General features: G+C 73.9%; 7 protein-coding genes. 6 read left to right on the top strand and 1 reads right to left on the bottom strand.

Annotated features, from left to right (window positions below; genetic code table 11):
• From GTW40_RS05225 to ccrA, 4 genes are all read left to right on the top strand, one after another.
• Positions 1–3,180 (top strand): type I polyketide synthase (locus tag GTW40_RS05225; protein WP_161178965.1); only part of this gene is annotated, 3,180 nt, incomplete at its 5' end.
• Between the two features lie 74 nt (positions 3,181–3,254).
• The gene (locus GTW40_RS05220) at positions 3,255–9,875 is read left to right on the top strand and encodes a type I polyketide synthase (RefSeq protein WP_161178964.1); all 6,621 of its coding nucleotides are present in this window, start codon (positions 3,255–3,257) and stop codon (positions 9,873–9,875) included.
• Positions 9,876–9,949: 74 nt separating this feature from the next.
• The gene (locus GTW40_RS05215) at positions 9,950–10,690 is read left to right on the top strand and encodes an alpha/beta fold hydrolase (RefSeq protein ID WP_161178963.1); all 741 of its coding nucleotides are present in this window, start codon (positions 9,950–9,952) and stop codon (positions 10,688–10,690) included.
• Positions 10,691–10,756: 66 nt separating this feature from the next.
• A complete protein-coding gene (gene ccrA, locus GTW40_RS05210) occupies positions 10,757–12,088 on the top strand; it encodes a crotonyl-CoA carboxylase/reductase (protein WP_161178962.1) in 1,332 nt (443 codons plus the stop codon).
• 76 nt (positions 12,089–12,164) lie between these two features.
• On the opposite strand, the gene GTW40_RS05205 is transcribed toward ccrA, so the two are convergent.
• Positions 12,165–12,683 (bottom strand): DoxX family protein, encoded by a 519-nt coding sequence (locus GTW40_RS05205; RefSeq protein ID WP_161178961.1) that lies wholly within the window; start codon positions 12,681–12,683, stop codon positions 12,165–12,167.
• 136 nt (positions 12,684–12,819) lie between these two features.
• On the opposite strand from GTW40_RS05205, the gene GTW40_RS05200 reads away from it, so the two are divergent.
• Both GTW40_RS05200 and GTW40_RS05195 read left to right on the top strand, forming a co-directional pair.
• Positions 12,820–13,755, top strand: coding sequence for a pirin family protein (locus tag GTW40_RS05200; RefSeq protein ID WP_161178960.1), 936 nt, complete (start codon positions 12,820–12,822; stop codon positions 13,753–13,755).
• A gap of 44 nt (positions 13,756–13,799) precedes the next feature.
• The gene (locus tag GTW40_RS05195) at positions 13,800–14,132 is read left to right on the top strand and encodes a GNAT family N-acetyltransferase (protein ID WP_161178959.1); all 333 of its coding nucleotides are present in this window, start codon (positions 13,800–13,802) and stop codon (positions 14,130–14,132) included.
• The last annotated feature ends 183 nt before the right edge of the window (positions 14,133–14,315 follow it).

Genomic DNA, 14,315 nt, shown 5'->3' with positions numbered 1-14,315 from the left:
TACTGGGTGCGGCACGTCCGGCAGCCCGTCCGGTTCGCCGACGCCGTACGCGCCCTGGAAACCGAAGGCGTCACGACCTTCGTGGAGGTCGGTCCCGACGCCGTTCTGACCGTACTGGCGCAGGACTCCCTGGACGCCGACCAGGAGAGCCTTGCCCTCCCGCTGATCCGGCGCGGCCGGTCCGAGCCGGGCGCGCTGCTGAACGCGGTAGCACTGCTGCACACGCGCGGGGCAACGGTGGACTGGCGGGCCTTCTACGACGGCACCGGCGCCCACCGCGTCGACCTGCCCACCTACGCCTTCCATCGCGACCACTACTGGCTCGCCCCGGAACCCGAGCCCGCCTCCGGTGCGGGCACGCGCTCCACCGGTCACCCCCTCCTGGGTACGGCGTTCTCCCTCGCGGGCGGCGACGACCTCGTGTTCACCAGCCGCGTGTCCACCCGTACGCATCCGTGGCTCGCACGGCACACCGTGTTCGGCACCGTCGTACTCTCGGCGGCCACCCTGGCCGAGACGGCCGTACGGGCCGGTCGTGAGGCGGGGGCCGTCGTCCTGGAGGAGCTGTCGCTGACCGCGCCGCTCGTGCTGCCCTCGCGCGGCGCGATGCAGCTTCAGGTGAGGGTCGGAGCGCCGGATGCCGACGGCGGGCGGCCGCTGACCGTGCACGCTCGCCCCGAGGCGGCGCACGACGGGCTCGGCGAGGCGCCGTGGACGGCGTACGCTCACGGCCGCCTCGGCACGGACAGCGCGCCCCCGCCGGACCACGACCCCACGGGTGACGGCACGGCCACCGAGGTCCGGCTGCCCGCCGAACTCGCCCAGGAAGTCGACCAGTTCGGGCTGCACCCCGCGCTCCTCGACGCCGTGCTCCAGGGTCACCCCTTCGGCGAGGGCACGGACAGCGTGACCGTCCCGGCCGAGTGGCGGGGCGTACGCCTGCACGCCACCGGCGCCACCGCCGTCCGGGCCCTCGTGACCGAGACCGGTGAGCGCACCTTGACCGTGCGGCTGACCGACGAACACGGCCAACCGGTCGCCACCGTCGACTCCCTGAAGTACCGGGACGTTCCGGAGGAACTCTTCGTCCCTCCGGTGGGCGGCACGGAAGACGACCTGCTGCGGCTGGAATGGACGGAGGCGGCCGGGGCCCGCTCCACGGAGCCCTTCTCCCTGGCGGTCCTCGGGTCCGGCGGCTTCGGCGGCTCCGACGGGCTCGATGGGTACGACGGATACGACAGCCTGGACGCCGTCGGCGACGCCGTCGCGTCGGGCGCGGCCGTCGACGCCGTCGTCGTGCCGTGGCCCTCCACGGGAGACGGGGGCGGCTCGGCCGCCCTGCACGACGGGGCGCGTCGCGCGCTGACCCTGGTGCGGGACTGGCTGGCCGACGAACGCCTCGCCGGGACACGGCTGTTGGTGGTGACCCGGGGAGGCGTGGTCACCGGGGGCGACGCGGACGCCGTCGACCCGGCCGCCGCTGCCGTACGGGGCCTGCTGCGTGCGGCGCGGTCGGAGGCGGGCGGCCGGATCGTCCTGCTGGACGACGACACCCCTGGCGACGGGACCGGAGCCGAGGCGTCCCCCGCCCGCTCGGTCCTCGCCTCCCTCCTCGCCTCCGGTGAGCCCGAGGCGGCGCTGCGGGACGGCCGGCTCCTCGTACCCCGCCTGACACGGGTCCCCGCGTCACCCACGCCCACCGCGTCACCCGCGCCCGTCCTCACTCTCGACCCCGACGGCACCGTCCTCGTCACCGGCGGCGGCGCCCCCGCCACCCTGTTCGCCCGGCACCTGGCCGCCCGGTACGGCGTACGGCGGTTGCTGTTCGTCGGTCCCGAGAGCGGGCGCGAGCCCGGTGCGGCGGAGTTGGTGGCCGAGCTGAAGGGGGAACTGGGCGCCGAGGCCGTCTTCGAGACCTGTGATCTCGCCGACCGGGACGCGCTCGCAGCGGTGCTGGCCAGGGTTCCCGGGGAGAGCCCGCTGACCGCGGTCGTCCATGCCGCCGGTCCCGCCGACGGGGGAACGATCCAGGGGCTGGACGTCGACTGCCTGGACGCGGTGCTGCGGACGGTGGCCGACGGGGCACGGAACCTGCACGAACTGACGCGGGACGCCGCCCTGTCCGCCTTCATCACGTTCTCGTCCACGGCGGGCACCGTGGCCGGGCCGGGCCGGGTGTACCGGGCGGCGGCGGATGCCTGGCTCGACGCCCTCGCCCACCGGCGCGCGGCCGACGGTCTGCCGTCCCTGTCGCTCGTCTGGGGCCCGTGGGACGAGCCGGAGCCGGAGCCGTTGCTGGATCCGGAGTCGGTGCCGGTGCCGGAGGCCGGTGCGGGACGCGGGCGAGGGGACCGGACCGGGTTCCTGTCCCTGACGTTCGCGCAGGCCACAGCGGCCTTCGACGCGGCACTCCGGCACGCGGCCACGAACGGTGGCTCCCGGGCCGAGCAGGCGGACCGCACCCCCGTCCTCCTGGCCGCCAGGATCAGCCCGTCCACCCTGCGCTCCGCGGAGGACGGCATGCCCGCGCTCTTCCGCGGCCTGGTCCGCGACCAACTGCCGTCCGCCCCCGACCCGTTGGGCGCCGACGCCGCTGACGCGGCCGAAGCCGAGCGCGAGGCGCTCGTACGACGCCTGGCCGGACTGGACGAGGACGCGCGCCACCAGGTCGTACGCGAACTGGTGCGCCAGGAGGTGGCCGCCGTCCTCGGACACACCGACCCCGGTGCCGTCGCGCTCGAACGCTCCTTCCAGGAAGCCGGGTTCGACTCGATGACCGGCGTGGAACTGCGCAACCGGCTCGGCGCGGCCACCGGTCTGCGCCTGCCCGCCACCGTCGTCTTCGACCACCCCTCGCCCGCCGTCCTCATCCGGTACCTCCTCGGCGCGGCCGCCTCGGCGGAGGAGCAGGGAGGGGCCTCGGAGCGGCCGTCGTCCCTGCTCACCCAGCTCGACCGGCTGGAGGCGACCGTCGCCGGACTGCGGCCCGGCGCGGCAGACCTGGACCTCACCGCGATCGGCGCCCGTCTGCGAACGATCCTGACCCGGCTCGTCCCCTCCGTGGCGGAGGAACGGCCCGAGGAGGGCCCCGAGGACGCGGCGAGCCGGATCGCCACCGCGTCGGCCGACGAGATCTTCGACTTCATCGACAGCGAGCTGGGCCGCGGGTCCGGCCGATGACGACTCACCAGCCTCACCACAGGGCTCACCCCCAGGTTCACCACACGACTCACCACCAGGAGAGCGGGCAGCACATGTCCAAGGAAGAGAAGCTGGTCGAATACCTGAAGTGGGTCACCGCCGACCTGGAGAAGACCCGCAGGCGCGTCGCCGAGCTGGAGGCGGGCGACCGGGAGCCCGTCGCGATCGTCGGCATGTCGTGCCGCTTCCCCGGCGCGGCGTCCCCCGACGAGCTGTGGCGGCTCGCCGTGGAGGAGCGCGACGAGATATCCGACTTCCCCACCGACCGCGGCTGGGACCTGGACGCCCTCTACGACCCCGACCCGGCCAAGCCCGGCAGCATCTACATCCGCCAGGCGGGCTTCGTCGACTCCGCCACCCGCTTCGACGCCGCCTTCTTCGGCATCTCGCCGCGCGAGGCCCTCGCGATGGACCCCCAGCAGCGGGTGTTGCTGGAGACCGCGTGGGAGGCGCTGGAGCACGCGGGCATCGACCCGCTCGCCCTCAAGGGCAGCAGGACCGGCGTGTTCGCGGGCCTGGTCGAGCAGAGCTATCTGGACCTGGACGCCCCGGAGGAGTTCGAGGGCTACCAGATGACCAGCAAGCTCAGCAGCATGGCGTCCGGGCGCATCTCGTACGTCCTCGGTCTCGAAGGCCCCTCCGTGTCGGTCGACACGGCCTGCTCCTCCGCGCTCGTGTCCCTGCACCTGGCCGCCCAGTCGCTGCGCTCGGGCGAGTCCACCCTCGCCCTCGCCGGAGCCTCGTACATCTCCGCGCACCCCGGCGGCTACATCGACGGCTCCCGGCAGCGGGGACTCGCCGAGGACGGCCGCTGCAAGCCGTTCTCCGCCGCCGCCGACGGCATCGGCTGGTCCGAGGGCGCCGGTCTGGTCGTCCTGGAACGGCTCTCCGACGCGCGGCGCAACGGGCACACCGTACTGGCGGTCGTCCGGGGCAGCGCCGTCAACCAGGACGGCGCCTCCAACGGCCTGACGGCGCCGAACGGCCCTTCGCAGGAGCGCGTCATCCGGCAGGCGCTGGCCAACGCCGGCCTCACCCCGGCGGAGGTCGACGCCGTCGAGGCGCACGGCACCGGAACCCGTCTGGGTGACCCCATCGAGGCACAGGCCCTGCTCGCCACCTACGGGCAGGCACGGCCCGAGGGACGGCCGCTCCTGGTCGGCTCGCTGAAGTCCAACATCGGCCATGCGCAGGCCGCTTCGGGCGTCGGCGGCCTGGTGAAAACGGTGCAGGCCCTCCGGCACGGCGTCCTGCCCAGGACGCTCCACCTCGACGAACCCACCCCGTTCGTGGACTGGTCGGCGGGCGAGGTCGAACTGCTCACCGAGACCCGGCCGTGGCCGCGCACGGACGAGCCGCGCCGCGCGGCCGTCTCCGCCTTCGGCGCCAGCGGCACCAACGCCCACGTCATCCTGGAACAGGCACCGGCGGAGGAGACCGCACAGGAGGCCCCTCGGGAGGCCCCTGAGTCGTCCCCCGCCCTGCCCTTCCCCGTGTCGGCCCGCTCCCCGCAGGCACTGCGGGCCCAGGCGGCCCGTCTCGCCGCCCATCTGCGCGACGAGACGACGCCGGGCCGCGCCACCAGTGCCCAACTGCTCGACACCGCCCACTCGTTGGCCACCACCCGCGCCGCCCTGGAGCAGCGTGCCGTGGTCGTCGGCCGGGAGCGCGAGGACGTGCTCGCCGGACTGGACGCGCTGGCCGCCGGTGAGTCCGCGGGCAACCTCGTGCGGGGCGTCGCCGGTGAGGCCGGCAGGACCGTCTTCGTCTTCCCGGGTCAGGGCAGCCAGTGGGCCGGGATGGCGACCGCGCTGCTGGACACGTCGGAGGTCTTCGCGAGCAGTGTCGCGGAGTGCGCGCGGGCCCTGGAACCCTTCGTGGACTGGTCGTTGGAGGAGGTGCTGCGCGGCGCCGAGGGCGCACCCGCCCTCGAACGGCTGGACGTCGTCCAGCCCGCCCTGTTCGCCGTGCACGTCTCCCTCGCGGCCCTGTGGCGGTCGTACGGCATCGAACCCGCGGCCGTCGTCGGGCACTCCCAGGGCGAGATCGCGGCGGCCTGCGTCGCCGGGGGACTGAGCCTGCCGGACGCGGCACGCGTGATCGCCCTGCGCAGCCGGATCGCCCTGACCCTGCAGGGCACGGGCGGCATGGGCGCCGTCGGACTGCCGCGCGCCGAGGCCGAGGCGCGGCTGAAGAAGTGGGAGGGGCGGCTCTCGGTCGCCGTGGAGAACGGCCCCACCTCGGTCCTGGTCGCCGGAGAGCGGGACGCCCTGGGCGAGTTCATCGCCGAGTGCGCCGCCGACGGGGCGCGCACCAAGCGCTTCCCGACCGACTTCGCCTCTCACTCCCCGCAGGTCGAACGCGTCCGCGACGAGATGCTGGCGGCACTGGCCCCGGTACGGCCACGGACGGGCTCGGTGCCGTTCTTCTCGACCGTGACCGGGGACTGGCTGGACACCGCCCGGCTCGACGCCGGGTACTGGTACGCCAACATGCGCCGCCCGGTGGAGTTCGCGCGCTCCGTGCAGGCCCTGGCCGCCCAGGACCACGGTGTCTTCGTCGAGGTCAGCGCGCATCCGGTGCTCACCTCCTCGCTCCAGGAGAACCTGGGCGACTCCGTCGTCGTCACCGGGACGCTGCGCCGCGACGAGGGCGGCGCCGACCGCTTCCTGGCCTCCCTCGCCGCGCTCCAGGTGCGGGGCGTGCGCGTCGACTGGGCCACCGTCTTCGCCGGTCTCGGGGCGCGGCGCGTGCCGTTGCCGACGTACGCCTTCCAGCACGAGCGCTTCTGGTTCTCCTCCGGCGCCCGCGCCCAGGACGCGGCGGGCCTGGGCATGGCGGCGACCGGGCACCCGCTGCTCGGCGGCGCGGTCACCGTCGCCGGAACCGACGAGACACTGTTCACCAGCCGCCTCTCGCCCCGCCTCCAGCCCTGGCTGGCGGAGCACACGGTGGCCGACGCCGTGGTCCTCCCGTCGGCCGTGCTGGTCGAACTGGCGCTGCGGGCCGCCGACGACGTCGGCTGCACCGCCGTCGACGAACTGAACGTCCGTACGCCCCTGGTCTTTCCCGCGCAGGGCGCCGTACAGGTGCAGGTCAAGGTGGGGGAGGCGGGTGAGCGGGGGCGACCCTTCTCCGTGCACGCCCGGCCCGAGGCGGGCGACACCGAGTGGACCGAGTACGCCACCGGCATCCTCGGCCTGCGCGGCCCCGCGCCCGCCGAGCCGCTCCTGCCGTGGCCGCCGACGGACGCGGCACCGGTGGACGCGGGACCGGTGGACGTGGCACCAGCGGATACGGCTCCGGTGGACCCCGGCACGGCGTACGAGCCGTCGGCCGAGGCGAATGCGGCGTACGGGCCGCGACCGCGCGGGCTCACCGGCCTGTGGCGGGGGTCCGAGGGCGAGGTCTACGCCGAGATGGAGCTCGACGAGCAGACCGCGGCGGACGCCGCCCGTTTCGGACTGCACCCCGCGCTGCTGGACCGGGTTGTGCGAGCGGCTTCGACAACCGGCTCCGGACCCCTGCTCGCGACCCGCTGGAGCGGTGTCCAGCTGCACGCCTCGGGCGCGACGGCCGTACGCGCGCGGCTCGTCGCCTCGGAGGACGGCGAGCTGTCGGTACGGCTGGCGGACCGCACCGGGCAGCCGGTCGCGACCGTCCGCGCCCTCACGCTCACGCCCGTCACCGCCGACACCGTCGAACGCGCCCGCGCCAGGGCCCACGACGCCCTGTTCCACACCGACTGGACCCCGATCGCCCTGGACGAGCCGCCCGCCCCCGTCCACTGGGCGACCCTGGGCGCCACCGGCTACGCCGACCCGGCCGACCTCGCCAAGGCGGTCGAGGCGGGCATCCCCGTGGACGCGGTGCGCCACGACATCGACACGGACCCGCGTCCGGGACACACCGACGGCCCCGCCGCCGCACACGGCCCCGCCGCCGCACACGGCCCCGGCGCCGCCCACCGGCACACGCGGGAGGTGCTGGCCCTGGTCCAGGACTGGCTCGCCGACCGGCGGCTGACCGCGATCCCGCTGGTCCTGGTCACCCGGGGTGCCGTCGCCGCCGACGGGCGCCCGGTGACCGACCCGGCGGCCGCTGCCGTATGGGGCCAGATCCGCTCGGCGCAGTCCGAGAACCCGGGACGCTTCGTCCTGGTGGACCTCGACGAGGACACTCCGTCGGCGGCGCTCTCCGCCCTGCTCCGCTCCGCCGAGCCCCAGGCCGCCGTCCGCTCGGGCCGGATCCTGCTTCCACGCCTGCGCAGGGTGCCGACGGGGCGTAGCGGAATCGGCAGCGCTCCGGCCATGTCTGACGATACGTCAGAAGTCATGACCCCCTCGACACCCCGCTGGCGCCCCGACGGCACCGTCCTCATCACCGGCGGCACCGGCGCCCTCGGCGCGCTGTTCGCCCGGCACCTGGTGACCCGGCACGGCGTGCGCGACCTGCTGCTCACCAGCCGTCGCGGGCCCGGCTCCCCGGGCGCCGAGGCGCTGGTGGCCGAGCTGTCCGCGCTCGGCGCCCGGGTCACCGTGGCCGCCTGCGACGTCGCCGACCGTGCCGCACTGGCCGAGCTGCTGGCGGCCGTGCCCGCCGACCGGCCGCTGACCGGAGTCGTCCACGCGGCGGGCGTCCTCGGGGACGGGCTGATCACCACCGTCACGCCCGAGCGCCTGGAGTCGGTGCTGCGCCCGAAGGCCGACGCGGCCTGGAACCTGCACGAACTGACCAGCGGCCTCGACGTGTCGGCGTTCGTCCTGTTCTCCTCGCTCGCCGGGGTCATCGGCGGCGCGGGCCAGTCCAGTTACGCCGCCGCGAACACCTACCTGGACGCCCTCGCCGAGTACCGCACGGGCCTGGGACTGGCCGCCACGTCGGTCGCCTGGGGTCTGTGGGACCGCGCGGGCGGGGGCGGCGAGCTGACCCCGGCCGACCTGGAGCGCATCGCGCGCGCCGGATATCCGCCCATCGCCTCCGACGAGGGCCCCGCGATGCTCGACGCCGCGTTCGGGACGGGCCGGCCCTGCCTGGTCGCCGCGCCCCTCGACCTGAACGCCCTGCGCGCCCAGGCGAGCCTGGCACCGGCGGTGCTGCGCTCCCTGCTGCGCACGCCCGTACGCCCCGCCGCCCGTGACTCCGGGGCCGCGGCGGACTCCTTCGGCGACGGCCTGGCCGGACTGCCGCCGGAGGAGCAGCACGCGCGCGTGCTGGACATCGTGCGCGCCGAGGCCGCCGCCGTTCTCGGCCACGCCGACCCCACCGGCCTCGACACCGGGCAGCGCTTCTCCGACCTCGGCTTCGACTCCCTGACGGGCGTGGAGTTCCGCAACCGCCTCGGCGCCCTCACCGGCCTGAGCCTGCCCACCACCCTGGTCTTCGACCACCCCACCCTCACCGACCTCGCCGACTTCCTGCTCACCGAGGCGACCGGCACCCGGCAGGACGGGCCGGGCGACCGGGCCGCCGTGGACTTCGCGGCGGAGATCCGGCTCGCCGACGACATCAGGCCCGCCGCCGAGGTCGTCCGCGTCGCCGCCGACCCGCGCGAGGTGCTGCTGACCGGTGCCACCGGCTTCCTCGGCGCCTATCTGCTGCGCGACCTCATGCGTACGACCTCGGCCCGGGTGCACTGCCTGGTGCGCGGGCGCGACGAGGCCGACGCGCGGGCCAGGCTGCACGCCAACCTGGACTGGTACGGCATCCGGGACGCCGTCGACGAGGACCGCCTCTCGGTCGTCGTCGGCGACCTCGCCGAGCCGTCCCTCGGCCTGACCCCGGACCACTTCGACACCCTGGCCCGCACGGTCGACGCGGTGTACCACGCGGGCGCCGCCGTCAACTGGGTACGGCCGTACGCCGTCGTACGCGCCGCCAACGTCGGCGGCACCGAGGAGATCCTGCGCCTCGCCGCCCGGCACCGCACGGTCCCCGTGCACCATGTGTCCACGCTGGGCGTGTACGTCGGCCGGGACACCGGCGGTGTGCCGCTGCGGACCACCGACCCGACCGGGCCGGGCGGGACGCTGCCCACCGGCTACACCCAGAGCAAGTGGGTCTCCGAGCAGATCATCGGCCTCGCCCGCGAGCGCGGTCTGCCCGTGTCGGTGTACCGCGTCGACCTGATCGCCGGTGACGCGGAGACGGGCGCCTGCCAGGCCCGCGACTTCGTCTGGCTCAGCCTGAAGGGGATGCTCCAGGCGGGGGCGGTGCCCGGCGACATCCCGGTCACCTTCCGGCTGATGCCGGTGAGCTACACCAGCGCCGCGATCCTGCACCTCTCCCGGCAGGACGCGAACAGCGGCCGCACCTTCCACGTGTGCAGCCACGACGGCCTGACCCTCGGCGAGATGGTCCGGGAACTGCGGGCGACCGGATACGCGCTGCCCGAACGCGACCTGGACACCTGGCGCGACCTCGTGATCGCCGACCCCGAGAACGCGCTCCTGCCGCTGCTCGACGCCTTCGAGGTGATGGCGGCCCACCCCGACACCTTCTATCCGCCCGTCGACGACAGCGAGACGGCGGCGGCACTGGCGGGCAGCGGCATCACCTGCCCGCCCGCCGACCGCGAACTCTTCCGCAAACACGTCGAGTTCTTCACGCGGGCGGGCTACTTCGAGCCCCCGAGGCCCACGGGCCCGGCAGCCCCCGACCCGGCAGCCCCATGAGCCGGGCCCGCGTCGTCACCACCTCGCGCGAGGGGCCGTACCCGCCCTCCTCCCACGAAAGGCCGTACCCGCACATGCCCACCCAAGCCCCCACCAGCGCCTGGATACGGCGCTTCCATCCGGCACCCGCGGCCGGGAGACGGCTGGTGCTGCTGCCGCACGCCGGAGGCTCCGCCAGCTTCTTCTTCCCCCTCTCGCGCGCCCTCGCGCCCACGGTGGACGTGCTCGCGGTCCAGTACCCCGGGCGGCAGGACCGGCGAGGCGAGCCGTGCGTCGACGACCTGGGCACCCTCGCCGACCTGGTCACCGCCGAGCTGCTCCCCTGGACCGACCGCCCGCTCGCCCTGTTCGGGCACAGCCTCGGCGCCGTGCTCGCCTACGAGGTGGCCCGCAGGCTGGAGGAGCGCGGCACCGTGCCGCTGAAGCTGTACGTCTCCGGCCGGGGTGAGCCCGACGGACGGCGCGGCGAACAGGTGCACCTCCTCGACGACGACGCCCTCGTCAAGACCATGACGCTGCTCGCGGGCACCGAACTGGAAGTTCCGGACGAGGAGTTGCTCAGACTCACGCTGCCCTCACTGCGCAGCGACCACAAGGCGATCGAGAGCTACCGGCACCGTCCGGGCCCACCGCTGAAGACCCCCGTGGTCGCCCTGACCGGCGACCGGGACCCCAAGGTGACCCCCGAGGACGCAGGGCGGTGGTCGCGGTACACCACCGGCGCCTTCGATCTGCGGGTCTTCGACGGCGGCCACTTCTACCTCGTCAGGCAGTTGGACGGGGTCGCGGACGCCGTCCGGGAGACGCTCGTCTGACCGGCGGCGCACACCGGGCCGCCCACCACCGCCCACATCACACGCACCCCTCGAGAGGACTGTCCAGTGTCTGATCTGCTCCAGGCCGTCATCGCCGGTGCCGACCCCGAGGAACTGCTCGCCATCGACCTGCCGTCGTCCTACCGGGCGGCCTACCTGCTCAAGGACGAGGCAGGCATGTTCGAGGGCGAGACCGACAAAGACGTGCGCAAGTCCCTGCACGTCGGCGAGGTCGCCATGCCGGAACCCGCCCCGGACGAGTGCATCGTCGCCGTCATGTCGGCCGCCATCAACTTCAACACCGTATGGTCCGCGATCTTCGAACCGGTCCCCACGTTCGCCTTCCTGGAGAAGCTGGGCAAGCAGGGCTGGCACGGCGGCCGCCACGACCTGCCGTACCACCAGGTCGGCTCCGACGGCTCCGGCGTGATCGTCCGCGTCGGGTCCGGGGTGAAGAACTGGAAGGTCGGCGACAAGGTCGTCATCTCGCCGTCCTACGTCGACGAGGAGGACCACGCCTCCTACGACGACGGGATGCTCACCGAGACCCAGCTCGCCTGGGGCTTCGAGACGAACTTCGGCTCGCTCGGCGAGTTCTGCCTGGTCAAGGCCAACCAGCTGGTCGCCAAGCCCGCGCATCTGTCCTGGGAGGAGGCCGCCGCCAGCACCCTGTGCGCCGGGACCGCCTACCGCATGCTGGTCGGCGGGCACGGCGCGCGGATGCGGCAGGGCGACGTCGTCCTCGTCTGGGGCGGCACCGGCGGCCTGGGCTCCTACGCCGTGCAGTTCGTCAAGAACGGCGGCGGGATACCCGTGGCGGTGGTCGGCTCCGCGGAGAAGGCCGCGCTGGTCCGCGCGCAGGGCTGCGAGCATGTGATCAACCGGTCCGAACTCGACCTCCCGGAAGGCAGCTTCCGCCACCCCAAGGCGGGCCGCGTCCTCGGCGAGGCCGTGCGCTCGCTGGTCGGGGAAGACCCGCAGATCGTCTTCGAGTACCTGGGCGCCGAGACCTTCGGCACCTCGGTGTACGTCGCCAAGCGCGGCGGCAAGATAGTCACCTGCGGCTCGTCGACGGGCTACCGGCACGAGTACGACAACCGTTTCCTGTGGATGCGGCTGAAGCAGATCATCGGCTCCCACGGCTTCAACTACCACGAGGCCGTCCAGACCAACCGGCTGATCGACCGGGGCATGATCCACCCGACCCTGTCGCGGGTCTACCCCCTCGACGCCGCCGGTGAGGCGACCCGCGCCGTCCAGACCAACCAGCACGTCGGCAAGGTCGCGGTGCTGTGCGCGGCGCCGTCCGAGAACCTGGGCATCGACGCCCCCGAGCGGCGCGCGCGGATCGGCGAGGACCGGATCGGCCTGTACCGGAAGTGGACCGAACAGCACTGAGTCGGACACGCGTTCCCGGGGGAGGAGGTCCGTCAGGGCCTCCTCCCTCCCCGGCATTCAGGGCCCTCCTGGCTGGTCAGCCCCGGATGATCAGCACCACCGCCGACGCCGCCCCCGCGAGGATCACCGCCGCCACGCCGTACGCCAGCCGGTGGTTCCGCAGGACGGGTACGAAGCGGTCCAGGGCGATGCGGCCGGGGCCGGTCAGGGTCAGGCCGAGGGCGACGACGGCCAGGAGCAGGGTGAATTCGAAGCCGTTGGGGGCGAAGAAGCCGCTGTCCCAGGTGACGGCCAGGGCGTTGATCATCGTGCCGAGGGCGGCGGCGCCCGCGAGCGGGGTGAGGAGGCCGAGGGCGAGGCCGATGCCGCCGAGGGTCTCGGTGAGGCCCGCGATCAGGGCGAAGGTCGTACCGGCGGGATAGCCGCTCATGGTGAAGAAGTGGCCGGTGGCGTCCAGGCCGCCGCCGCTGCCGAACCATCCGAACAGTTTCTGCGTGCCGTGCGTGAAGAGGATCACGCCGGCCGCCAGCCGGATGACCAGCAGCCCCACGTCGTAGGCGAGCTGGGAAGAAGTGGGGCGGTGGGGGGAAGTCATGCGACGGGCCTTTCGGAAGTGCGTCGAGCCAGGTGTCAGGGATCCCCCCCCTAGTGGGGTGTACCCGCTGGGGCGGGCGCCCTATGATGACCAATGTAGTTGAACGTAGAACAAAACTTGGCGGGAGGCGCCCGGCGTGAGCAATGGCGAAGACAGGCGGGTCGACGTACTGACCCCGCGCGACGTACCCCTCGGCGGCCCCCGCGCCATGACCGTCCGCCGGACCCTGCCGCAGCGCGGACGGACCACCATCGGCGCCTGGTGCTTCGCCGACCACTACGGCCCCGACGACGTCTCCGTGAGCGGCGGCATGGACGTCGCCCCGCACCCCCACACCGGTCTCCAGACCGTGAGCTGGCTGTTCAGCGGGGAGATCGAGCACCGCGACAGCCTGGGCAGCCACGCCTTCGTACGGCCCGGCGAACTGAACCTCATGACCGGCGGCCACGGCATCTGCCACTCGGAGGTCTCCACCCCGGGCACCACCGTCCTGCACGGCGTCCAGCTCTGGGTCGCCCTGCCGGAGGAGCACCGCGACACGGAACGCGACTTCCGGCATCACGTCCCCGAGCCCGTACGGGTCGACGGCGCCGTGATCAGGGTCTTCCTGGGGGACCTTCCCGGAGTCGGAAGTTCACCCGTGCGGACCTTCACGCCCCTGCTCGGCGCCGAGATCGTCCTCCAGCCGCGCACCACCCTGACCCTCGCCGTCGACCCCGCCTTCGAGCACGGCCTCCTGGTCGACCAGGGGGAGCTGCGGCTGGACGGCACGCCGCTGGGCCGGGCCGAACTGGGCCACCTGCCCCCGGGCGGCGACACCCTCACGCTCACGAACGGCACCGACGATCTCGCACGGGCCGTCCTGCTCGGCGGCACCCCGTTCGAGGAGGAGATCGTCATGTGGTGGAACTTCATCGGACGCGGCCACGAGGACATCGTCAAGGCCCGCGAGGAGTGGCAGAGCGCGTCCGCCCGCTTCGGCGCCGTCGAGGGATACCCGGGGGAGCGGCTCCCGGCCCCCGAACTGCCGAACGCCGCCCTCAGACCACGCAGGAACCCGGCGCGCCCCTGACTCCCGTCGGCCTCCGCGTAAGCACCCTCCCGAAAGGCACCCCCATGACCCAGCCCACCCCCACCGTCGAGCGCAACGACGCCAGGCACCGCTACGAGATCCTCGTCGACGGCGAGCGCGCCGGACTGACCGCCTACCTCGACCGCGAGGACCAGCGCGTCTTCTACCACACCGAGGTCGACGACGCCTACGCCGGACAGGGCCTCGCGTCCCGGCTGGTCCAGGAGGCGCTGACCGACGTGCGCGCCGCGGGCAAGCGGATCGTGCCGGTCTGCCCGTACGTCGCGAAGTTCCTGGAGCGGCACGAGGAGTTCGCCGACATCACCGACGAGGTGACGCCGGACGTCCTGGAGTGGCTGGACAGCCGCCTGGGCTGAGACGCGGACACGGGACAGGGAAGCGGCAGAAAAAAGGGCCGCCGTGCGGGACCGGACCAGTGGTCCCCGCACGGCGGCCCTCGCGTACCCGCGGTCACCGCATACCCGCGGCTACGCGGTGACCGCGCCCTCCGCGCCCCCCTCCACGGCCGCCTCGCGCGCCGCGTCGTCGTCGCCCGCGCC

The sequence above is a fragment of the Streptomyces sp. SID4985 genome, from assembly GCF_009863025.1.
Lineage (GTDB): Bacteria > Actinomycetota > Actinomycetes > Streptomycetales > Streptomycetaceae > Streptomyces.
Note: the sequence above shows the minus strand (reverse complement) of the source record. Positions and strands in the feature narration are given on the sequence as shown.